The organism is Duganella sp. BJB476, from assembly GCF_003416895.1.
Lineage (GTDB): Bacteria > Pseudomonadota > Gammaproteobacteria > Burkholderiales > Burkholderiaceae_D > Rugamonas.
The window spans coordinates 479,730-500,714 of record NZ_QVIO01000002.1 but is presented as its reverse complement, the minus strand read 5'-3'; the positions used below and the strand labels follow the sequence as shown (position 1 = coordinate 500,714).

The 20,985-nt window shown below is 65.4% G+C and carries 19 protein-coding genes; 13 read left to right on the top strand and 6 right to left on the bottom strand.

Going from position 1 to position 20,985, the window contains the following annotated elements:
• The first annotated feature begins 6 nt into the window (after positions 1 to 6).
• From D0T21_RS11755 to fdhD, 8 genes are all read left to right on the top strand, one after another.
• Positions 7 to 1,182 (top strand): GGDEF domain-containing protein, encoded by a 1,176-nt coding sequence (locus D0T21_RS11755; RefSeq protein WP_116989666.1) that lies wholly within the window; start codon positions 7 to 9, stop codon positions 1,180 to 1,182.
• A gap of 123 nt (positions 1,183 to 1,305) precedes the next feature.
• Positions 1,306 to 2,760 (top strand): Ppx/GppA phosphatase family protein, encoded by a 1,455-nt coding sequence (locus D0T21_RS11750; protein ID WP_116989667.1) that lies wholly within the window; start codon positions 1,306 to 1,308, stop codon positions 2,758 to 2,760.
• Positions 2,761 to 2,775: 15 nt separating this feature from the next.
• Complete coding sequence (locus D0T21_RS11745) at positions 2,776 to 3,564, top strand: ABC transporter substrate-binding protein (RefSeq protein WP_116994405.1); 789 nt, start codon at positions 2,776 to 2,778, stop codon at positions 3,562 to 3,564.
• A 13-nt stretch (positions 3,565 to 3,577) separates the two neighbouring features.
• On the top strand, positions 3,578 to 6,223 hold the full coding sequence (locus tag D0T21_RS11740; RefSeq protein WP_229211447.1) for an ATP-binding protein: 2,646 nt from the start codon (positions 3,578 to 3,580) through the stop codon (positions 6,221 to 6,223).
• Entirely contained in the window at positions 6,220 to 6,597 is a 378-nt protein-coding gene (locus D0T21_RS11735) for a response regulator (protein WP_116989669.1), read from the top strand. The genes D0T21_RS11740 and D0T21_RS11735 overlap by 4 nt, the downstream gene beginning before the upstream one ends.
• Before the next feature lie 64 nt (positions 6,598 to 6,661).
• The gene (locus D0T21_RS11730; RefSeq protein WP_116989670.1) at positions 6,662 to 7,261 is read left to right on the top strand and encodes a hypothetical protein; all 600 of its coding nucleotides are present in this window, start codon (positions 6,662 to 6,664) and stop codon (positions 7,259 to 7,261) included.
• Positions 7,262 to 7,368: 107 nt separating this feature from the next.
• Positions 7,369 to 8,142 carry a GNAT family N-acetyltransferase gene (locus tag D0T21_RS11725; RefSeq protein WP_116989671.1) on the top strand — a complete coding sequence of 258 codons (774 nt, stop codon included), beginning with the start codon at positions 7,369 to 7,371 and terminating at the stop codon, positions 8,140 to 8,142.
• Positions 8,143 to 8,195: 53 nt separating this feature from the next.
• Positions 8,196 to 9,014 (top strand): formate dehydrogenase accessory sulfurtransferase FdhD, encoded by an 819-nt coding sequence (gene fdhD, locus D0T21_RS11720; RefSeq protein ID WP_199538448.1) that lies wholly within the window; start codon positions 8,196 to 8,198, stop codon positions 9,012 to 9,014.
• A 151-nt stretch (positions 9,015 to 9,165) separates the two neighbouring features.
• Here the strand turns inward: fdhD and D0T21_RS11715 are convergent, their stop codons facing one another.
• Positions 9,166 to 9,360, bottom strand: a complete 195-nt coding sequence (locus D0T21_RS11715; protein WP_116989673.1) for a hypothetical protein — start codon at positions 9,358 to 9,360, stop codon at positions 9,166 to 9,168.
• A 15-nt stretch (positions 9,361 to 9,375) separates the two neighbouring features.
• Positions 9,376 to 11,697 carry an FdhF/YdeP family oxidoreductase gene (locus tag D0T21_RS11710; protein ID WP_116989674.1) on the bottom strand — a complete coding sequence of 774 codons (2,322 nt, stop codon included), beginning with the start codon at positions 11,695 to 11,697 and terminating at the stop codon, positions 9,376 to 9,378.
• A 72-nt stretch (positions 11,698 to 11,769) separates the two neighbouring features.
• Between D0T21_RS11710 and D0T21_RS11705 the strand changes: the two genes are divergently transcribed.
• Complete coding sequence (locus D0T21_RS11705; protein WP_116989675.1) at positions 11,770 to 12,027, top strand: ArsR family transcriptional regulator; 258 nt, start codon at positions 11,770 to 11,772, stop codon at positions 12,025 to 12,027.
• Between the two features lie 10 nt (positions 12,028 to 12,037).
• Here D0T21_RS11705 and D0T21_RS11700 read toward each other — a convergent pair whose 3' ends face one another.
• Together D0T21_RS11700 and D0T21_RS11695 are read right to left on the bottom strand one after the other, a co-directional pair.
• Positions 12,038 to 13,006 (bottom strand): PEP-CTERM sorting domain-containing protein, encoded by a 969-nt coding sequence (locus D0T21_RS11700; RefSeq protein ID WP_116989676.1) that lies wholly within the window; start codon positions 13,004 to 13,006, stop codon positions 12,038 to 12,040.
• A 75-nt stretch (positions 13,007 to 13,081) separates the two neighbouring features.
• Entirely contained in the window at positions 13,082 to 13,969 is an 888-nt protein-coding gene (locus D0T21_RS11695; protein ID WP_116989677.1) for a LytTR family DNA-binding domain-containing protein, read from the bottom strand.
• 131 nt (positions 13,970 to 14,100) lie between these two features.
• Between D0T21_RS11695 and D0T21_RS11690 the strand changes: the two genes are divergently transcribed.
• The 3 genes from D0T21_RS11690 to D0T21_RS11680 all read left to right on the top strand — a co-directional run bounded on the left by D0T21_RS11690 (position 14,101) and on the right by D0T21_RS11680 (position 16,810).
• Positions 14,101 to 15,666, top strand: a complete 1,566-nt coding sequence (locus tag D0T21_RS11690) for a carboxylesterase/lipase family protein (protein WP_116989678.1) — start codon at positions 14,101 to 14,103, stop codon at positions 15,664 to 15,666.
• Positions 15,667 to 15,762: 96 nt separating this feature from the next.
• Positions 15,763 to 16,230, top strand: a complete 468-nt coding sequence (locus D0T21_RS11685; RefSeq protein ID WP_116989679.1) for a nuclear transport factor 2 family protein — start codon at positions 15,763 to 15,765, stop codon at positions 16,228 to 16,230.
• A gap of 19 nt (positions 16,231 to 16,249) precedes the next feature.
• On the top strand, positions 16,250 to 16,810 hold the full coding sequence (locus D0T21_RS11680) for a TetR/AcrR family transcriptional regulator (protein WP_116989680.1): 561 nt from the start codon (positions 16,250 to 16,252) through the stop codon (positions 16,808 to 16,810).
• 18 nt (positions 16,811 to 16,828) lie between these two features.
• On the opposite strand, the gene D0T21_RS11675 is transcribed toward D0T21_RS11680, so the two are convergent.
• Both D0T21_RS11675 and D0T21_RS11670 read right to left on the bottom strand, forming a co-directional pair.
• A complete protein-coding gene (locus D0T21_RS11675) occupies positions 16,829 to 18,016 on the bottom strand; it encodes a DUF1501 domain-containing protein (RefSeq protein ID WP_116989681.1) in 1,188 nt (395 codons plus the stop codon).
• Between the two features lie 11 nt (positions 18,017 to 18,027).
• On the bottom strand, positions 18,028 to 19,572 hold the full coding sequence (locus D0T21_RS11670; protein WP_116989682.1) for a DUF1800 domain-containing protein: 1,545 nt from the start codon (positions 19,570 to 19,572) through the stop codon (positions 18,028 to 18,030).
• A gap of 53 nt (positions 19,573 to 19,625) precedes the next feature.
• On the opposite strand from D0T21_RS11670, the gene D0T21_RS11665 reads away from it, so the two are divergent.
• Positions 19,626 to 20,960, top strand: coding sequence for a hypothetical protein (locus D0T21_RS11665; RefSeq protein WP_147328095.1), 1,335 nt, complete (start codon positions 19,626 to 19,628; stop codon positions 20,958 to 20,960).
• Positions 20,961 to 20,985: the final 25 nt, after the last annotated feature.

Here is a 20,985-nt window from a genome sequence, read left to right as displayed (position 1 = left end):
CAGGTCATGGATATAAAAACTTTGGTACTGGCGCTGGCGCTGGGCAATCTAAGCCTGTGCGCGGCGCTGTTCTTTTTTGAGCAGCAGCGGTGCCGCGACGGCCAGCCTGCGGCCGCCTCCACCTGGGGCATGGCCAAGCAGTTCCAGGCCGTGGCCTGGGGGCTGCTGTTCCTGCGCGGCACCCTGCCGGACTTCCTCACCATCCCCGTCGCCAACGCCTTGCTGTTCGCCGGCTTCGCGCTGGACGCCTCGGCCTTGTGGGAGCAGGCCGGCCGCCGCGTATGGCGGCGCTACCTGCTGCCGGCGCTGGGCGCGGCGATCGGCGTGTTCACCGGCGCCTGGCTGCTGGAGCTGCCGGCCGCCGAACGCATCGCCATCGCCTCGCTGATCGTCGGTTTCTTCTTCATCGCCGGCGCCGCCGCGCTGGGCCGGGGCTGGAGCGCCGGCACCTTGCTGCGGCGCTACCTGGTGCTGTCCTCGCTGCTGCTGGCGCTGGCCGTGATGGCGCGCGGCCTGTTGACGGCGCTGCTGCCGGACGGCTGGGGCTGGGTCAGCCCGGCGCTGATCCAGGGCGTCGGCATCGCCGCGCTGTACCTGATGATGCTGAGCAACGCCTTCGGCTACCTGCTGCTGACCCGCGAGCAGCAACAGGCCGAGCTGGCGCGGCTGGAAGTGGTCGACGCCCTGACCGACGTGCCCAACCGGCGCGGCTTCTACCAGACGCTGACGCCGTGGATCGCGCTGGCGCGCCGGCCCGGCATGCCGACCTCGCTGATCATCCTGAACCTGGACCATTTCAAGCGCGTCAACGACAACTATGGCCATCCGGTGGGCGACCTGGTGCTCAAGGCCATGGTCGACGTCTGCAAAAAACAACTACGCGACAGCGACCTGATGGGCCGTCTGGGCGGCGCCGAGTTCGCCATCCAGCTGCCGCGCACCTCGCTGGAGGATGCGCTGACGGTGGCCGAGCGTATCCGCAACGCCGTCGCCGCGCAGCCGGTGAAGGCGGAAAAAGCCGTCATCAACATGACCGCCAGCCTGGGTGTGACCATCATCCGCGCCGACGACACCACCGTCAGCCTGTTCAAGCGCGCCGACGAGGCGCTGCAGCTGGCCAAGCAGGCCGGCCGCAACCGCGTGGTCGAGGCGCAGGCCGGCGCCGGAGCGCTGGAAGCCTGAATTGCTACACCGCTGTCATCAGCAGGTAACAAACTGCGCTTATCGTGATTATAATCATGTAAATCGTTTAGTTTGATTCACCCGCGAGCCTTCGTTGCCGTTTGCCGAGAGAGGCTTCCAAATATGTACGCAGCAGTAGATCTGGGTTCCAACAGTTTTCGTCTTCACATCGGCAAGCATGACGGGGAGGCGATCCGCGTCCTGAAATCCGTGCGCGAACCGATCCGCCTGGCCGCAGGGCTGGACGACAAGGGCAACCTGACGCCCGCCGCCATGCAGACCGCGCTGGCCTGCCTGAAAAACTTCCGCGCCGTGCTGGCCGCCTACAAGCTCGATGGCGTGCGCGTGGTGGCCACGTCGGCCATGCGGGTGGCGCGCAATTCCGCCGCCTTCCTGCCCGAAGCCGAACTGGCGATCGGCTATCCGATCGAGATCATCTCCGGCGAGGAGGAGGGGCGCCTGATCTACATGGGCGTGGCCAATGCGCTGGCGCTGGCGGGCGAACGGCGGCTGGTGATCGACATCGGCGGCGGCTCCACCGAGCTGATACTGGGGCGCGGCCAGGAAATCGAGCGGGTCGAATCGTTCAGCGTCGGCACGGTCAAGCAAAGCCTGTCGTTCTTCATCAGCGGCCGGGTCGACGGCCCCTCGTTCGAGGCGGCCATCCTGTCGGCGCGCAGCCATTTCGAGGACGCGGCGCCGCCTTACCATCCGCAGTTCTGGAAGCAGTGCTACGGCTCCTCCGGCACCGCCCGCACCATCGCCGACATCATCGTCAAGAACGGCATCGGCCGCGAAGTCAATATCGACACGCTCAACGCGCTCAAGCAGCGCTTCATCGAATTCGGCCACGTCAGCCGGATCGAGATGGCGGGCCTGCGCCCGGACCGCGCCAGCACCATCATCGGCGGCCTGGCCATCCTCATCGGCCTGGTGCGCGAGCTGGATATCCCGGTGGTGCACCCGATCGAGGCCGGCCTGCGCATGGGCGTGATGTGGGACCTGCACCTGCGCTCGACCAAGCGTGACCGCCGCGAACAATCGGTACAGGCCTGCCTGCTAAAATTCCATTGCGACGAGCGGCGCGCCAACCGCGTGGCCGACGACGCGCTGGCCCTGTATGTGCAGACCAAGCCGGCCGGCGACCAGTACTCGCGCCACCTGTACTGGAGCGCGCTGCTGCACGAAATGGGCATGGTGGTGTCGCACACCGGCTATCACAAGCACGCCGCCTACATGATCGAGAACGCCGACTTGCCGGGCTTCACGGCGCGCGAGCAGAAGACCATGGCGCGCCTGATCTCCGCCCACAAGGGCAACCTGCGCAAGGTGGCCGATGCGCTGGCGGAGCCGGATTTCGTCAAGGCCGTGGTGGCGTTGCGGCTGGCGGTGCTGTTCATGCACTCGCGCATGGACATCGACTTCACGCTGATCAAGCTGCGCATGAAGAACCGCATCGAGCTGGAAATCCGCCGCGAATGGATAGGCGACCATCCAACGCTGTCCTACTGGCTGGAGAAGGAACAGGAGCAGTGGGATGAAGTTGGGGTAGACTTCAGCATACGCACCATCGGCTAAACTCTGGGGAGGGCTATGACGAAGGACGTCATTTATCGCAGCTGCTCCGGCGCGTTGCTGGCGCTGTCGCTGGTGTCGCAGCTTGCCGGCGCCGCCGGCAAGAAGGAAACCGTGGCCCTGTGCTTCGAGCAGCAGGACGTGCGCCCGTGGCGCACCGAGCAGGGTGGCGGCCTGAATTTCGCGCTGCTCAAGATGGTCGAGCAGCGGCTCGACCTGCGCTTCGATTACCAGAGCATTCCGTGGAAACGCTGCCTGGCCGAACTCAAGGCCAACGCCGTCGATGGCGCCTTCGCCGTCAGCTACAAGCCGGACCGGCGCGAGCTGGGCGAATACCCTGGCGGCCAGCAGGTCGACGCCAGCAAACGCATGCACATTGATAGCTACGTGGTGGTCCGCAAAAAAGGCAGCAAGGTCGAATGGGACGGCAAGAACTTCCACAACCTCGACGGCGCCATCGGCTTCCAGCTTGGCTACTCGGTGGGCGACGTGCTGCGCGCGCAGAACGTCGAAGTGGACGAGGGCAGCCAGCGCGCCGACGAGCTGGCACGCAAGGTGATCGCCGGCCGGGTGGCGGCGGCGGCGATCGGCGGCAGCGACGCGCACGGCCTGATGAACGGGCCGCTGGCGCCGCAGCTGGAGGAACTGCCCATCCCCATCATCGAAAAACCCTACTTCCTGATCCTCTCGCACGGCATGGTGGCGGCGCGGCCGCAGCTGGCGGAACGCATCTGGCACGCCATCGAGGAGGCCCGCAACAGCGCGGCCTACCGCAAGCTGGAAGTGGCCGAAGGAGTGCGTCATTGATGCGCTGGATCCGGTGCTGAATCCGGCGCCGAGCGGCGGCGGCCCGCTGGCGCGCCTGCGCAGCGCATGGCGCCGCAACATCCTGCTGCGACTGGGCTTTGGCATCTTCGTGTCGGTGGCCCTGTCCACCGCCATCTACACCACCTACGTGATGCAGACGCTCAAGAGCGAGGCCGAACAAAACGTCCGCGAGCGCGCCGAACGGCTGGCGGCGGTGCTGTCGCAGGCATTGGCGCGGCCGCTGTTCGACATCAACAGCGCGGCCGTCTCCAGCGTGGTCGACGCCTCCGGCGCCACGCCGGAAGTGCTGGTGCTGCGGGTGCTGGCGCCCAACGGCGCGGAGCTGGCCAGCTACGTCTCGCCGCTGCGCGAGCCGGTGGCGGCGATCAAGGTGCATCGCGACATCAGCTTTACCGACGCTCGCCGCAGCTACCCGGTCGGCTCGATCGACCTGGCCTTTTCGCGCCAGCAGATCGACCAGGACCTGCGGCGCCAGATCTACAACACGGTGGCGGCCAACCTGCTGCTGGCGCTGGGCATCGTGCTGTCGATCTTCGTGGTCGGGCGGCGCGCGGCGCGGCCGTTCGCCGACATCCAGTCCGGCCTGGAAAAACTGACGCGCGGCGAGACCGACATCAAGCTGTCCGGCATCGGCCGCGAGGACCAGGTGGGCCGCCTGTCCGGCGCCGTGCTGCGCTTCCGCGATACGCTGACCCGGCTGCGCGACGCCGAGCAGGAACTGCGCGAGTTGAACAGCGACCTGGAACTGCGCATCGCCACCCGCACCGGCGAGTTGACCAGCTCCATGCAGCAGCTGGGCGACAGCCAGGCCAAGCTGCAAACCATCCTCGACACCGCGCTCGACGCGGTGGTGCGCATGGACCTGGCCGGCCGCATCGTCGGCTGGAACGCGCAGGCCGAGCAGATCTTCGGCTGGAGCCGGGAAGAGGCGCTGGGGATGGCGCTGGACAAGGCCATCATCCCGGCGCGCTACCGCTACGACCACCGGCGCGGCATGCAGCGCTACCTGGCCGGCGGCGGCGCCGCCCCGGTGCTCGACGCACGCATCGAAGTGGTGGCATTGCGCCGCAACGGCGAGGAGTTCCCGATCGAGCTGGCGATCACCCAGGTCAAGTCGGAAGGGCAGGACAGCTTCGAATTCTGCGCCTTCATCCGCGACATCAGCGACCGCCGCGAGCGCGAGCAAAAGCTGGTCAACGCCAACGTGGCGGCGGAGGCGGCCAATATCGCCAAGTCCGAATTCCTGGCCAATATGAGTCACGAGATCCGCACGCCGATGAGCGCCGTGATCGGCATGGCCTACCTGGCGCTGCGCACCGAGATGTCGCCCAAGCAGCACGACTACATCAGCAAGATCCACCGCGCCGCCTTGTCGCTGCTGGGTATCATCAACGACATCCTGGACTTCTCGAAGATCGAAGCGGGACGGCTGGAGGTGGAGGCGATCCCGTTCGCGCTGGAGGAAGTGCTGGCCCATGTGTCCAGCGTGACCGCGCAGCGCGCCGCCGACAAGCACTTGCGCTACCTGGTCTCGACCGCGCCGGAGGTGCCGCGCTACCTGGTGGGCGATCCGCTGCGCCTGGGGCAGGTGCTGGTCAACTTGGCCAACAACGCGGTCAAGTTCACTGCCGACGGCGAGCTGGAATTGCGCTGCGAAGTCATTCATGCCGACGTCCGGGAAGGCAAGGCCACGCTGCGCTTCACGGTGCGCGACACCGGCATCGGCATGACGCAGCAGCAGAAGGCGAAGTTGTTCCAGGCCTTCAGCCAGGCCAATGGCTCGACCACGCGGCACTACGGTGGCACCGGACTGGGACTGTCGATTTCGCAGCAGCTGGTGCGGCTGATGGGCGGGCGCATAGAGGTCGAGAGCGAGCCGGATCAAGGTTCGAGCTTCCATTTCGAGCTGCAGTTCACGCTGTCCGACGTGGCGGCGGTGGCGGTGCAGGCGGCCGTGCACCACGGGCCGGTGGGCGACTTGATGCTGCAAGCTTCGCCAGGCCGCGCGGCGCGCGTGCTGCTGGCCGAGGATAGCCCGGACAACCAGGATGTGACGGTGGAGCTGCTGGAGTTGCAGGGCATCGTGGTCGAGGTGGTGGCCAACGGCCGCGAGGCGCTGGACCGCCTGCAGGCGGCCGATCCCGGCACCTATGACCTGGTGCTGATGGACCTGGGCATGCCGGTGATGAACGGCCACGAAGCCACCCGCCTGCTGCGCCAGGACAGCCGTTTCAGCGAGCTGCCGGTGATCGCCTTGACGTCGCACGCGCTGGCCGGCGTGGAGGCGCGCTGCATGGAGGAGGGCATGCAGGACTACATCACCAAGCCGGTCGATCCGCAGCGGCTGTACAGCGTGTTGTCGCGCTGGTTGGGAGTGTCGATGAAGGCGATTCCGCCGCTGCCGCCGCGCGCCGATGCGGGCCTGGTCGATCCGCATCTGGCGCTGGGCGAACTGCGCGCGCTGCTGGCGGACTTCAGCGGCGACAGCGTGGATTATTTCGGCAGCGTGCAGGCGTCGCTGGCGACGCTGCTGCCGCCGGTGACGATGACCCGCCTGGCCAGTCATATGATGCATTACGAATTCGAGGCCGCCGGAAAACTGCTGGCGGCGGTGGCGCACGAACAGGAGAAACCATGAACGGAAAAAACAGCCGGCCGACTATTCTGATCGTCGACGATACTCCGGACAATATTACGCTGCTGTCCAATCTGCTGAAGGACAAGTACAACACCAAGGTCGCGACCAGCGGCGCGACGGCGCTGCAAATCGTCGCCGCCTCGCCGGTGGACTTGATCCTGCTCGACATCATGATGCCGGACATGGACGGCTTCGAGACTTGCCGCCGGCTCAAGGCCGATGCGCACAGCAGCGCCATTCCGGTGCTGTTCCTGACGGCTAAAAGCCAGTCCGAGGACGAGGCCCGGGGACTCGCTTTAGGTGCAGTGGATTTCTTACGTAAGCCCGTCAATCCCGACGTTTTATTTGCCCGTGTCGCTCTGCATTTGCGCTAGGACAAGCAAAAAATCCGTAAATGATATATATTGTTTATATTGTTGATTAATAAATGGAGTTGGTATGAACAAATCTGTCACTGGCGCGCTGAATGGAAAAGAACCTGCGCTGCCGAAAAAACCTGTTGTAAAGCCAGCTGCCAAAGCTGCCGCCAAGCCTGTGGCCAAGGCCGCAGTCAAGCCAGCCGCACCAAAGGCCGCCGCCAAGCCAGCCGCGCCGAAGGCTGCGCCTAAAGCCGCCGCCAAGCCGGCCGTCGCCAAGGCCGCGCCGAAAGCAGCGCCTAAGGCTGCTGCGAAGCCTGCTCCTAAAGCAGCCGCCAAGCCAGCACCAAAGGCAGCCGCCAAGCCGGCGCCTAAGGCAGCACCAAAAGCCGCCGCCAAGCCAGCAGCTAAGGCCGCAGCCGCCAAGCCGGCGCCAGTGGATGCCGCCAAGGACAAAACCCGCAAGGAAAAGCTGGTGCGCGACAGCTTCACCATGCCGGAGCAGGAATATGCGGTGCTCGGCCAGGTCAAGAAGGCTTGCCTGAAAGCCGGCTTCGAAATCAAGAAAAGCGAATTGCTGCGTATCGGCGTAGCCCTGATCAGCCAGATCGATCTTGCCACGCTGCAAAATGTGTTGGCAGGCCTGCCGCAGCTGAAGACCGGCCGTCCAAAGAAAGCCTAATTAAAAAACAACACTTCGGCTTATGTCACGGAACTGACACCACGATGTCATTTTCCTGAAGTATTCGACCGTTACGCTTGCTTCGTCTCCCACAGAAAGGATGAAGCATGCAAACTTCGATCATACAAGCCGACGTGCGAGCAGCGTCCGGTAAGCTGGTACTCAGTATGGCAAGCACACCGGAAGAGCTGCGCGAGGTGCAGCGCTTGCGCTACAAGGTGTTCATCGAAACAATGGGATTGAGCTCGCTGGTCCGCGAGGATGGCCTGGACAGCGACGAATTCGACGAACACTGCGATCACCTGATCGTGCGTGATTCGAGCACGCTCAAGGTGGTGGGTACCTACCGCCTGCTGAGCGCATCGCGCGCCCGCAAGCTGGGCCGCGTCTACTCCGAAGGCGAGTTCGACCTGGGCCGCCTGAACAACCTGCGTGGCCGCATGGTGGAAGCGGGCCGCGCCTGCATCCATCCCGACTACCGTGGCGGCAGCGTCATCATGCTGCTGTGGTCCGGCCTGGCCGAATACATGCGCCGCGAGAACTGCGACTACCTGGCCGGTTGCGCCAGCATCAGCCTGGCCGATGGCGGCCACAATGCTGTCGCGGTCTACCAGTCGCTGGCTGGCGCCCATCTGGCGCCGTCCGAATACCGCGTCACTCCGCACCTGCCATTCCCGTTCTCGAAACTGGAAGCCGCGCAGAAGCCGCAAGTACCGCCGCTGCTGAAGGGCTACATGCGTTCGGGCGCCTGGATTTGCGGCGAACCGGCCTGGGATCCTGATTTCGAAAGCGCCGACCTGTTCCTGCTGCTGCCGCTGGCCAACCTGGACGGCCGCTACGCCCGCCACTACGGCGTGGCCGGCGAACAGCTGGCTGCTTGATGTGCATCCGCCCCGTGTAGAATAAGCCGTTGTGCTTATTCAGCGGGGTGGTGATGAAGTTTGAAACTGAGACGGAACGAACCGGATCGCAAGAGCGGTCAGTGTTGCGCCGTCGCGGCCTGGCGCCGCAGGACGCCAGCCGCACCACCGACCGCGTTGCCGAGGAACTCCCGGTGGCGCTGGTCGTCAATGGCATTTCGCATGCCGTCATGATGGTCACGCCGCGCGAGCTGGAAGCGTTCGCGCTCGGCTTCGCATTGACCGAGGGCCTGGTTGGCAAGGCCGCCGACGTCTTCGATATCGAACTGCGGGAACATGCGCGCAGCTTCGAAGTCGCGCTCACCATCGCCCAGGAAGATTTCATGCAGCTCAAGCAGCAGCGCCGCTCGATGGCGGGCCGCAGTGGTTGCGGCGTGTGCGGCATCGAGAGCCTGGAGCTGCTGGATTTGCAGCCCGGGCGCATCGATGCGGCGGCGCTGCACGATGCGGACACGCTGTCGCCGGCCATCGCGCGCGCGGCGGCGGAGCTGGGCGCCCACCAGCAGCTGATGCGCGCCACCGGCGGCGTGCATGCCGCAGCATGGTGCGCGGTGGACGGCGCCGTGCTGCGCGTGTGCGAGGACGTGGGCCGCCACAACGCGCTCGATAAATTGATTGGCCACCTGGCGCATGATGGCGTGGACTTGCAGCGCGGTTTCGTCTTCATGTCCAGCCGCGCCAGTTATGAGCTGGTGCGCAAGGCGGCGCGCATGCACATCCCGATGCTGGCGACCATCTCCGCCCCCAGCACGCTGGCGATCGACATCGCCGCCGAAGCGGGCATCAAGCTGGTGAGCTTTTGCCGCCAGGACGGCTGCGTCGAATATACCTAGCAATCAAGCGGATTCAGCTGGAGATCAAATTGGCAGAAAGGTCGCGACGCTCGTGCAATATGCGCAGCACTTCTAGCCAGGAACCGTCTACGCGATAGAACAGCAAGAAGGGGAAATGGTCGCGACGGGTGAGAGTTTGAACTCCACGGTTTTATCGCGTGTTCTGGATACGAGCGCGCAGTTCGGCGGTTAGCTCAGCGATGCTGGTTTTTGGCGATGGGCCGCTGTTGATGCCTTCCATGACGAGCTCATACAGACGGCGTTCCGCTTCGTTTTGCGGGCCGACTGCATTGGCGGCACGCGGCAACAGGAATTTGCGCGCAGCAGATTTGCTCCGGGTATTCATGGATGCATTATATGCCTATTCCGCCGATGACTGCTCGGCCGACAGGTGCAGCAGCACCGGGATCGATTTCGAGGTCGGCGTGCCGGCGCCGTCTGCGGTGCTGTGCAGCGGGATCAGGCCATTCGTCTCCGGGAAGTAGGAGCCCAGGCAGCCGTGCGGGATGTCGTATTCCACCAACAAGAAGCGCTCGGCGCGGCGTTCCACGCCATCGTCCCACACGCTGACCATGTCGACCCACTGGCCGTTGCGCATGCCCAGCAGCGCCAGGTCCGCCGCGTTGATGAACACCACGCGGCGCAGGCCGAACACGCCGCGATAACGGTCGTCCATGCCGTAGATGGTGGTGTTGTACTGGTCGTGCGAACGGGCCGTCATCAACGTCATCAGCCGCTCGCCGTGCAGGGCGCGGGCGCGGTGGATGGGGGTGTCGGTGTCGACCGCGTGCGGCACGAATTGCGCCTTGCCGCTGGCGGTGCGCCATTCGCGCTCGCGCGAGGCCACCTTCAGATGGAAGCCGCCCGGCTTGGCCACGCGCGCGTTGAAGTCGTGGAAATCGTCGAAGACGGTTTCGATGGCGTCGCGGATGCGGGCGTAGTCGCTGCCGTAGCCCAGCCAGTCCACCTTGCCGCTGCCCAGCGTGGCGTGCGCCATGCGGGCGGCGATCATGGTCTCAGACAGCAGATTGCCGGAAGCCGGCGTGTTCATGCCGTAGGACAGGTGGACCATGCTCATCGAATCCTCCACCGTCACGCCCTGCGGCACGCCTGCCTGCATGTCGATCTCGGTGCGGCCCAGCGTCGGCAGGATCAGCGCGTCCTTGCCGTGCACCAGATGGCTGCGATTGAGTTTGGTGGCCACGTGCACGGTCAGCTCGCAGGCGCGCAGGGCGTCGAACGTCAGCGGCGTGTCCGGCGTCGCCATCGCGAAGTTGCCGCCCATGCCGAAGAAGACTTTCACTTTCCCGTCCAGCATGGCCTGGATGCTTTCCACGGTGTCGTAGCCGTGCGCGCGCGGCGGTTCGAAGGCGAACACCTTCTGCATGCGGTCGAGGAAGGCCTTGGTGGGCTTTTCTTCGATGCCCATGGTGCGGTCGCCCTGCACGTTGGAGTGGCCGCGCACCGGGCACAGGCCGGCGCCCAGGCGGCCGATATTCCCGCGCATCATCATCAGGTTGGACAGCATCTGGATCGTCGCCACAGCGCCCTTGTGCTGGGTCAGGCCCATGCCCCAGGTGCAGATGACCTTTTGGCCCTTGATGTAGATCTCGGTCAGCTCCTCGATCTGCGCGCGCGGCACGCCGGATTCGGCCAGCAGCTGGTCCCAGTCCTGGGCGCGCAAGTCCTGCTCGAAAGCCTCGTAGCCGCTGGTGTGGGTGGCGATGAAGTCGCGGTCCAGCAATGAAGCCTGGCCGGCGGCCAGCGCGGCGTCGTCGCGTTCGACCAGGCGCTTGGCGACGGCCTTGATCAGCGCGAAGTCGCCGCTCAGCTTCGGCTGCACGAACATGCTGCTGATGCTGGTGCTGGAATTGGTCAGCATCTCCATCGCATGCGCGGGGCTGGTGAAGCGTTCCAGGCCGCGCTCGCGCAGCGGGTTGATGGAGACGATAGTGGCGCCGCGCTTGGCGCAGTCGCGCAACTCGCCCAGCATGCGCGGGTGGTTGGTGGCCGGGTTCTGGCCAAAGATCAGCAGCGTGTCGGCGTGCTCGAAGTCTTCCAGCGTGACCGTGCCCTTGCCGACGCCGACGGTGCCCGGCAGGCCGCGGCTGGTGGGCTCGTGGCACATATTGGAGCAGTCCGGGAAGTTGTTGGTGCCGTACATGCGCACGAACAGCTGGAACAGGAAGGCCGCTTCGTTGCCGGTGCGGCCGGAGACGTAGAACGTGGCCTGGTTCGGATCGGGCAGGGCCTTCAGGTGGCGGGCGATCAGCGCGAAGGCGTCGTCCCAGGCGATCGGCAGGTATTTGTCGCTGGCGCTGTCGTAGACCATCGGGTCGGTCAGGCGGCCGTGCTGTTCGAGCTGGTAGTCGGATTGCGTGAGCAGTTCGGCCACGGTGTGGGCGGCGAAGAAGTCGGGACGCACGCGCTTGCTGGTGGCTTCGGCCGCCACCGCCTTGACGCCGTTTTCGCAGAACTCGAAGGTGGACGCATGTTCACGGTCCGGCCAGGCGCAACCGGGACAGTCGAAACCGTCCGGCTGGTTTTGCTTGAGCAGCGTCTTGTAGTTGCCGCCGCTAACCTTTTCGCGCACCAGATTAATTGCCACCTGTTTCAATGCGCCCCAGCCTGCGGCGGCGTGTTGATACGGTTCGATGTGTCCTGCGGGTTTCGTCTTTTCCATGCCTTATTCCAGTCGATCTTGTTGAGCGGAGTATAGTGCAGAATTGCGTTTTTGAGCTTACGGGTGCACAGGATGGATGAAGAGGTCATGGCCGCGCTGGTCGGCGTGCTGGAGGCGCTGTGGCGCATCAACGCGGAGTGGCCGGACAAGCCCTGCACGCTGGCAAAATTGAGCAAGCAGTCGGAGCGGCCGATGTCCGTGTTGCGGCGCCAGCTGACGATGCTGGTCGACGCCGGCTGGATCGAGCTGCGGCTGGAAGAGGGCGGCGTCGCTGGCACCGTGCTGCTGACCGAGAGTGGCCGGCAGCTGGGCCGGGAACTGTTCGCCTGAAGGTGTTGGCCTAGGCGACGCGCCGGCGGCGCATGGCCAGCAGGCCGGCGCCCGCCAGCAGCATTGCATACGTGGCCGGTTCCGGCACCGGCGCCAGTTGGTAGTGGTACAGCGCCAGATGCAGGTTGGGATTGGTCAGCGACTGGCCGCTGCGGTCCGGGTCGACCACCTGCTCGATGTACATGTCGAGCGCACCGTTGGCGCCTTCGCGCAGCGCCAGGCCTTCCATTTCGAAATCGCCCAGGGGCTTGGGCAAGTGCAGTACTTCCTCCACCGCGCCGGTCAGCAGGTTGCTGCGGTAAATCGATTGCGTGTCGTTGTCCGAGGCCATGTACAGCCAGTCGCCGACCACCTTGGCGCCCTGGATGCGGCCCAGCGGCGCGGACAGCGTGAGCGTGTGGCTGAAGCTCCAGTCGCTCAGGTTGTAGACGTTGATGGTGTTCCCGTCCTGCCATTCCTTACCGTAGCCGAAGCCGCGTTTGGCGTCCACCGCGACCCAGCTGGCCAGGTCCTTGTTCGGGTTGGCGGGCGTGCCACCCAGCTCGTAGGTCTTGCCGGTGTAGCTCAGGTCCGAGGCGTTGAACAGCGCCACGTGCGGCTTGGTGTAGCCGGCGGTGGAATCGAGCGAAGCGTAGATGATGCCGTTGTGGTAATCGATGTCGCCGATGTGGTTCAGGCCCTGCGCCAGCAGCGCGCCAGGAATGCCGGGCGACAGGCCGCCGGTCAGCGTGAACGAGGAATTGCGCTGCACGGAATCGAAATTGTCGTTGGCGCGCTCCAGGCCGTACTGCCACGAGAAGAACCATTGCTTGCCGTCGGTGGCCATGCCTTGGCTGCGATACAGGCCAATGAAGGAATTGGGCGTCGGCGTATGCATGTAGAAGTTGTCGATGCCGGCGAGCTTCCAGGCATCGGCGGCATGGGCCGGGATCAGTGCGGCGGCGCCGAGCGCCAAGGCCAGCAGGGCAGGGATGCGCATGACTTACTCCGTTATCAAATTGGCTTGCAGTTATGATAACGACGTTTTGTGACCGGCCCACGACAAAAAAGGTTCCTATTGATGCGGGCGTAGTTGCGCCGCGACCGCCTTGACGGCAGCGGCGTAGCTGCGACTGGCACGCAGCGGGCCACCGCGCGTCAGGTGCAGCAGGGTATCGTTGTTGGTCAGCGGCTCGACTGCGCGGATGCGGTCGACGGCAACGATCATGCTGCGATGGATGCGCAGAAACTGGCGGCTATCGAGCCGTTCGGCAAAGCGTGACACGGTGTCGCGCACCAGATGCTGTTCTTCGCCGACGTGCAGGGCCACGTAATTGCCCTGCGATTCGATCCAGTCCACTTCGGACAGCGGCAGCGAGATCAGCTGGCCGCGCCGTTTGACTTCCACGTGGGTCAGTGCGGGCAGGGCGTCGCGGGAGGGCGCCGGCATGGTGGGCCGGGCTGGGGCGGCGGCCGACGCTCCACGCTGTAGGCTGGCCTGGACCAGTGCCGTCAGCGCGGCCAGCGCAAACACCAACAGCGTGAAGTTGCTCACCAGTTGGTCCCGTATTTCGTCCCAGGACGGCAGCCATCGGCCCTCGAACACCCATGCCGCCAGCAGGCACGACGCCAGTATCAGCGTCAGCGCCAGGCCGGCAGCGCCGGCGGTGTGGATCAGCACATGGCGGACGCGATCCGGACTGTGCAGCGGGTAACGCTCAACCAGCGTCTGCACCGCCGAGGTGACCGTTGTGCCCAGCAAAGCGGCCACGAGGATGCGGACCGCTTCATGTGGCAGGCTGAGGATCTGGCCGGCCTGGCCTGCGCGCTGGATGTTGCCGGGTTCAAGCACCAGCAGGAAGGCCAGCCAGTACAGCAGGACCCAGGCGTGCGGACGCAGCCAGGCGGACCAGCGTGAAGTCGCAGTCGCGGTCGCAGGGGCGGGATGGGCGGAGATCGTCATGCGATTGATTCTAGCAGCGTTCACGCCGCCGGCGGAAATGGGATAAGCCGTGCGAAAAAGTGACCAGCCGGTCTGGCCTGGGCGGCGCCGGCGGGCCACACTGGCCGCTGACAAATCGCTTGGGAGCGGACATGGGAAAGACGGTATGCAGATGGTGGCTGGCGTTGCTGTTGTCGGGTTGGAGCTTGGTGCAGGCAGCGCAGGCGGCGCCGGTGATGACCGGGGACGGCGCAGTGGCGGGACGGCGGCAAGACGGTGTGGACGTGTATCGCGGCATTCCGTTCGCGTTGCCGCCAGTGGGACAGTGGCGCTGGCGCCCGCCGCAGCCGGCGCTTGCGTGGCAGGGCGTGCGCGATGCCGGTCAGTTTGCCCCGGCGTGCATGCAGCAAGGCGTGTCGATGCCTGGCGAGCAGCCACCGGCCGTCAGCGAGGACTGCCTGTACCTCAATCTGTGGGCGCCGCCGCGCCGCGCCGGACAGCGTTTGCCGGTGATCGTCTGGATCCACGGCGGCGGCTATGCCAATGGCTCGGCGGCCATGCCGCTGTATCACGGCGACCGCCTGGCCCGCAAGGGCGTGCTGGTGGTGACGATCGCCTACCGCCTTGGCGCGCTGGGATTCCTCGCCCACCCGGCGCTGAGCGCCGAATCGCCCCAGCGCTCGTCGGGCAACTATGGCTTGATGGACCAGATTGCGGCGCTGGAATGGGTGCGGCGTAACATCGCAGCCTTTGGCGGCGACCCGGGCCGCGTGACCATCGCCGGGCAGTCGGCCGGCGCCATGGCCGTCAGCGCGCTGCTGGCGTCGCCGCGCGCGCGAGGCCTGTTCCAGCGCGCCATCGCGCAGAGCGGCGGCATCTTCGAACCGTTGCAGCTGGCTCCCGGCTACCTGCTGGCAAACGCTGAACGCGACGGCGCCAGCTATATGAGTTCGCTCGGCGCCACCACCCTTGAGGCGATGCGCCTGCTGCCGGCCGGCCGCCTGATTGGCGGCGGCGCGGGCGCCGTCTCACACCCCGTGATCGAACCGGATGTGCTGCCCATGTCGCCGTACGAGGCCTATGTGCAGGGCCGCTATCAGGACCTGCCTTTGCTGCTGGGCTCGAACGCCGAGGAGGCGCGCGCGCTGGTCGATGTGACGGCGGTGCGCGCCGACCGGTTCGAGGCCGACATCACCGCCAGTGTCGGCGCCTTGCCGCCGGCGCTGCTGGCGGCCTATCCGCACGCCACCGACGCTGAGGCGCGCGAGGGCCGCCTCGGGCTTGAGCGCGACCTGCGTTTTGGCTGGGACATGTGGGCGTGGGCGCGGCTGGCGCAGGCGGGGCGCAGTCCGGTGTACTACTACAGCTTCGCGCAGCGGCCGCCGTTCCCGGCCGAGTCGGTCCATGCCGGCTGGGGCGCCAGCCACTACGCCGAGCTTTGGTATATGTTCGATCATCTGGGGCAGACGCCCTGGGCATGGACGCGCGCCGACCGCGAACTGGCGGCGGCGATGTCGCGCTACTGGGTCAATTTTGTCGCCACGGGGGATCCGAACGGCAGCGGCGTGCCGCACTGGCCGGCGTTTCAAGGTGCGGCGGGGAAAGTCCAGCGGCTGGGCGATCCGATCGGCGCCGGCCCGGTGCCGGCGATCGATCATCTGCAGGTGTTCGACACCGTGTATTCCGGATTGCGCGGCAAGGAGTTTGGCTTGCCCTAGCGGAGGAGGACGCCAAAAAACCGCTTGCAATCGCTTGAGGCGAGGACTACACTTTGTTTGTACCGATCGGTACAAACAACTTGAAAAAGTAATCCCATGACACGTCCACCTCTCCCTCCGTTCACCCGTGAAACCGCGATCCAGAAGGTCCGCCTGGCCGAAGACGGCTGGAACACACGCAACCCGGAAAAGGTCTCGCTGGCCTACACTGAGGACTGCCGCTGGCGCAACCGCGCCGAATTCGTCACCGGCCGCGCCGCCATCGTCGGCCTGCTGTCGCGCAAATGGACGCGCGAACTGGAATACCGGCTGATCAAGGAATTGTGGGCATTTGAAGGCAACCGCATTGCAGTTCGCTTCGCCTACGAATACCATGACGATTCCGGCCAGTGGTATCGCGCCTACGGCAACGAGAACTGGGAATTCGCCGAGGACGGTTTGATGCGCCACCGTCTGGCCAGCATCAACGAAGCGCCGATCGCGGCGGCCGACCGCAAGTTCCATTGGGACCTGAACGGCCCGCGTCCGGCCGATCATGCGGGCTTGAGCGAGTTCGGATTTTGAATGTTTTAAGAAGGTAGCTATGGCAAGAACGATGGTCGAACGCGGCGACGTGATCCCGCTGCTGGCGGAAGTGTTTCGGACTTACGGATTCGAGGGCGCGAGCCTGTCCCGGATTTCCGAAGGCACCAAGCTGGGTAAGGGGAGCATGTATAACTTTTTCCCCGGCGGTAAAGACGAGATGGCCGATGCCGTGCTGGCCGAGATCGACGGCTGGTTCCGCGATCAGGTGTTCCAGCCGCTGCGCAGCGCCGACGATGCGGCGCAGGGGATGGAGCGGATGTTCGTCGCGGTCGGCCGTTATTTCGAGTCGGGCCGCAAGGTGTGCCTGGTGGGCGTGTTCGCGCTGGGCCATGAGCGCGACCGTTTCACCCTCAAGGTGCAGGGCTACTTTGCCGAGTGGGTGGCGGCGCTGGCCGATGCGCTGGAGCGCGCCGGCCGCGATGCCGATACGGCGCTGGCGCTGGCCGAGGACACTGTCGGCGGCATCCAGGGCGCGCTGGTGCTGGCGCGCGCGGCCGGCGAGCCGGAGCTGTTCATGCGCACGCTGGAGCGCTTGCAGCGGCGCCTGGCCCTGGCCTGACGGCGTCCCACGTCATCATCAAACCAGGCCGATATCGCGCCCTTTGGCGCCGAAGATAGTTTCGACCTGCGCGGTATTGAGGCCGTACATGCGCGACAGCAGGCCGCCGAACATGGCGCGGTATTCGTTGAGCACCGGGTAGTCGCGGTTCTGGAACAGCGTGGCCTGTTCCAGCCTTATCTGCTCGCCGCGCACCTTGCCGCCCTGGACGCCGCCGCCCAGCACCCAGTACACCGAGCCGTGTCCGTGGTCGGTGCCGCGGTTGCCGTTTTCGCGGAAGGTGCGGCCGAATTCACTGACGACGATCACCACCGTGTCCTTCCAGTCCGGTCCCATCTCCTGCGCGAAGCCGGCCAGGCCGCGTCCCAGTTCGTCCAGCCGTCCGGCCAGGTAGCCGGTGGCGCCGCCCTGGCCGACGTGGGTGTCCCAGCCGCCGACGTCGACGAAGCCGATGTTGTATTTGTCCTTCATCAGCTTGGCGATGCGGCGCGCTTCCAGCTCGAAGCCCTTGGCGGTGATGGCGTTGCGGTTGGCCGCATCCATCTCGCCGATCATTTCCTTCATCACGTCCTCGCGCACCGCGAAGCCGTCGCGCACCTGCTGCGACAGGGCGGTGCCGTCGTACATGGCGGAAATCAGCTTGGCCTGGCGGGCGTCGACCGAGGGCTTGGCGATGGAGCGCAGCGCCATGTTCGGCAACTGCACGCCGCCCTGCATGACCAGCGGCAGCTGGTCGGTGAATGAGATGGCGCTGGCCCGGTCGGCGGTCAGCGTCTGCGCCAGCCGGTTCAGGAAGCCGGAGCGGTAATCGCGCGTGCGGTCCAGCGCCTGTCCGAGTTCGATGCTGTCCTGGGTTTCGAAGTGGCTGCGCGAGATGTCCTCGGTGCCGGCGAACGGCACGAACGCAGCCTGGCCGGCCGTGAACAGCGGGTAGATGCTGTCGCGCAGGGCGGGGTGCAAGCCCCAGTCGCTGTCGACAGGCAGCGCGGAATTGAGGTCGGCACTGGGCTTGGGTATCGCGATGTTGGGTCGCACCTGGTAGTAGTACTGGCTGGAGATCGGCACCAGCAGGCTGGTGGCGTCATAGCCGCCGCGCATGAAGACGAACAGCAGCCGGGTCTTGGAGGCCGGAGCGGCCCACAGGTTGCCGACCATCGCCGGCAGCGCCAGCGCGGACAGGGATTTGAGCAGGGTACGGCGTTTCATGGTGCGATTCCTTAGCGGTGCATCAGTTCGGGCGACGACAGCAGGAAGGTATTCCACTCCTGCGGCGAGGTGGCCTGCTCCAGCACCTGGCGGGTGGCGGGGGCGATGGTTTTTTGCAGCGACTGGTAGTACAGCGCGTTGGCCAGTTGCGGGAAGGCGGCGCGTTCCTGTGCTTGCGGGCCGTCGGTCTTGAACAGGCCCGCGCTGCCGGAGCCGATGGCCTTGGCGATCTCGAAGCGCGTGGTCATCTGGCCCGGACTGGCCCAGCCGGATTGGGTGAGCTGGTAGCCGTCCGGCGTCTGGCGGCCGTACAGCGGTTCGGCCATGCGGGTGAGCCAGTACAGCATCGGCCCTGTGTTGAGGACCACCTTGTCGTCGTAGGCCAGGCGCACGGCAGACACCACGTAATGCGCCGGGTCCTTGAATTTGCGGCCCAGCGACTGCGCGAATTCGGTCGACGTGAACATGGTGCGCAGCACGGCGGCGATGTCGCCGTCGGTGGACAGGAAGGTGGCCGACATGCGTTCCACCAGCGCCGGCGGCGCTTCGTCGGCGACGAAGTAGAGCGCCAGCTTGCGGCAGATGAAGTGCGCGGTGGCCGGATGGCGGCTCAGGCGGTCCAGCGCTTCGTCCACTTCGGCCAGGCCGCGTCCCTTCACCGCTTGGCCGAGGAAGTCCTTGTTGCCGTAGTCGTGGCGGTTCGGGTTGAATTCAAACAGCCCTTGCCGCACATACTGCGCTTGCAGTTCCTTCTTCACATTGGGCGCGGTGGGGCCGAGGTTGACGCCGACGCCGGTCAGGATGCGCGCCAGTTCCTGCACGTCGCGCTGGCTGTAGCCGCCGTCCACGCCCAGCGTGTGCAGCTCCATCAACTCGCGCGCGTAGTTTTCGTTGATATGGCCGGCGGCGTTCTGCTCGTTGTCCAGATAGCGGATCATGGCCGGATGGCGCAGCGTGGCGCCCAGCAGCTCGCGGAACTTGCCCAGCGCGTGCGCGCGCACCGCCGTGTCCTCGTAGTCGCCGACCAGCACGCGCAGGTTGCTCTTGCCCTGGTGGACGTTGAAGTGGTTCATCCAGAACCACGTCATCTGCTCCTGCAACTGGTTGGGCGAGTACAGGTCGCGCAGCAGCGAGCGTGTGGCCGCTTCCTTGGCGATGCGGTTCAGCTCCTGCTGGTAGGCCTGCTGCGCGGCTTTCTTCTGGTCGTCGTTGGCGATCTTGTCGGCATCCTTGCGCTGCTGGTCCAGGTCCTGGTTCAGCTGCACCAGCGTTTTCCGGGTGATCGTCATGGCATCGATCTGCGCCTGTGCGGCGGCCGGTAGCCGTGCCGCGGCGGGATGCAGTTGCTGCTCAAGCCAGGCGTCGTAGCCGAGTTTTTCGGCCTGCTGGTACGTGCTCAGGTTGACGCCCCAACTGACGCGATTCAGCGCGCCGCTCAGCTGCTCCGGCTTGACGGCGGACGGGCCTCCACCGTTGCCCGTGGCGGCGCAGCCGGCCAGCAGCAGGGCGCCGCAAGCGGCCAGGGACAGCGATAAATTCGTAAAAAATGTTGTCATAAATGATAAGTCAATTTAGCATGAGTTTTTTTACCAACATCGGATGAGTACTTATGAATCGAATTCAGTTGCTGGCCCTGTTGGCGCTGGCCTGCGGCGCCAGCTGCCAGGCGGCCGTTACGCTGCAAGTCACGTCGTCCGTGCATCACGAGCCATTGAAGACCGTGACCAAGTCGCCGGCCGACAGCAAGTCCACACTGTACGTCACTTTAGCCGACGACTACATCGAAGCCAGGTCGGACAGTGCGACGACGATATACGATTTCAAGAACCGGCGGCGCGTGGTACTGGATGGCGCCAGTAAAACCTACGTCGACTACTCGCTGTTCGACACCGCCGGTTTCCGGGTCTTCGAAATGCGCAACCGCATCGGCATGAACGCCATGCTGGCCAAGCTCAATACCGAGTTGAAGCCGGCACGCAAAGTGGACCTGGAACAGGAGCTGACCTTGGCCGAGGATAGCACCACCGTCATCGACGCCTCCACCGGCGGCGATACGCTGAAATTCTCCAGCGAGGGCGGCCCGCTGGCCCAGTGGAGCAAGCATGGCGCCAAGGCCGGCGCGCGCGATGTGGCGCACTTCGCGCAGCTGCTGCGCTACACGCAGTCGGTCCATCCGCAAGTGCTGGCCAGGTTGGCCGAGGGCGGCGTGATTCCCGACAGCCTGACCTTCACCGTCAACACCACCATGGGCGTCAGTACGGTCAATGTCAGCGTGGAGCAGGTGAAGAGCGCTACGCCGCCGGCCTATACGCTGCAAGGCTACGCGCGCCGCCAGGCGGCGCCGGCGCAAGGCGCGATCGACGCGCTGATGGACCGCATGGCAGCGCAGACGCCGGAACAACTGGCCGCCCTGCGCGCCGCGCATCCCTGCGACACCGAGTCCGATTACCGCGCCGACCAGTTGCTCGATACGATGCTCGGCCGGGTCGAATGCACGCTGTCCACCGGCGCGGCGATGCAGCCCTTTACGCCGGCGCAGTTGGAGCAGATGCGCGCCAGCACCCCGGTCAGCCTGACCTTCAGCGCCACCAGCGTCACCAAGAAGGAGGAGTTCGCGGCGGCCGTGTCGACCCTGTCCGGATTGCGCAACCAGGCGCCGCGCAAGGCCTATATCCTGAAGCTCTTCGAAGCCAACAACCGCGCCAGGCTGGGGCAGTACCAGGAATCGGATCAGCTGTTCGCCGAGGTGCTGGAGGCCAATCCGGTGCTGGGCGGCGCCTGGAAAGACCTGGGCGACCTGATGATCATGCGCTTCGATACGCCCAGCGCGTGGCGTAGTTGGGACATCGGTCGCCGCATCGCGCCGACGCTGCCGAATTTCACCTTCGTCAACCAGCTGGAAAGCGAAATCGCCAAGCGCCACCCTGAGTATTTGGTATATTGAGGCAAACAACAACCAGCCGAGCATC

Bases quoted from the DNA above. Each gene is read 5' to 3' on its own strand.
- D0T21_RS11755 (WP_116989666.1), top strand. From the start codon at position 7: ATGGATATAAAAACTTTGGTACTGGCGCTGGCGCTGGGCAATCTAAGC.
- D0T21_RS11750 (WP_116989667.1), top strand. From the start codon at position 1,306: ATGTACGCAGCAGTAGATCTGGGTTCCAACAGTTTTCGTCTTCACATC.
- D0T21_RS11745 (WP_116994405.1), top strand. From the start codon at position 2,776: ATGACGAAGGACGTCATTTATCGCAGCTGCTCCGGCGCGTTGCTGGCG.
- D0T21_RS11735 (WP_116989669.1), top strand. From the start codon at position 6,220: ATGAACGGAAAAAACAGCCGGCCGACTATTCTGATCGTCGACGATACT.
- D0T21_RS11730 (WP_116989670.1), top strand. From the start codon at position 6,662: ATGAACAAATCTGTCACTGGCGCGCTGAATGGAAAAGAACCTGCGCTG.
- D0T21_RS11725 (WP_116989671.1), top strand. From the start codon at position 7,369: ATGCAAACTTCGATCATACAAGCCGACGTGCGAGCAGCGTCCGGTAAG.
- fdhD (WP_199538448.1), top strand. From the start codon at position 8,196: ATGAAGTTTGAAACTGAGACGGAACGAACCGGATCGCAAGAGCGGTCA.
- D0T21_RS11715 (WP_116989673.1), bottom strand. From the start codon at position 9,360: ATGAATACCCGGAGCAAATCTGCTGCGCGCAAATTCCTGTTGCCGCGT.
- D0T21_RS11710 (WP_116989674.1), bottom strand. From the start codon at position 11,697: ATGGAAAAGACGAAACCCGCAGGACACATCGAACCGTATCAACACGCC.
- D0T21_RS11705 (WP_116989675.1), top strand. From the start codon at position 11,770: ATGGATGAAGAGGTCATGGCCGCGCTGGTCGGCGTGCTGGAGGCGCTG.
- D0T21_RS11700 (WP_116989676.1), bottom strand. From the start codon at position 13,006: ATGCGCATCCCTGCCCTGCTGGCCTTGGCGCTCGGCGCCGCCGCACTG.
- D0T21_RS11695 (WP_116989677.1), bottom strand. From the start codon at position 13,969: ATGACGATCTCCGCCCATCCCGCCCCTGCGACCGCGACTGCGACTTCA.
- D0T21_RS11690 (WP_116989678.1), top strand. From the start codon at position 14,101: ATGGGAAAGACGGTATGCAGATGGTGGCTGGCGTTGCTGTTGTCGGGT.
- D0T21_RS11685 (WP_116989679.1), top strand. From the start codon at position 15,763: ATGACACGTCCACCTCTCCCTCCGTTCACCCGTGAAACCGCGATCCAG.
- D0T21_RS11680 (WP_116989680.1), top strand. From the start codon at position 16,250: ATGGCAAGAACGATGGTCGAACGCGGCGACGTGATCCCGCTGCTGGCG.
- D0T21_RS11675 (WP_116989681.1), bottom strand. From the start codon at position 18,016: ATGAAACGCCGTACCCTGCTCAAATCCCTGTCCGCGCTGGCGCTGCCG.
- D0T21_RS11670 (WP_116989682.1), bottom strand. From the start codon at position 19,572: ATGACAACATTTTTTACGAATTTATCGCTGTCCCTGGCCGCTTGCGGC.
- D0T21_RS11665 (WP_147328095.1), top strand. From the start codon at position 19,626: ATGAATCGAATTCAGTTGCTGGCCCTGTTGGCGCTGGCCTGCGGCGCC.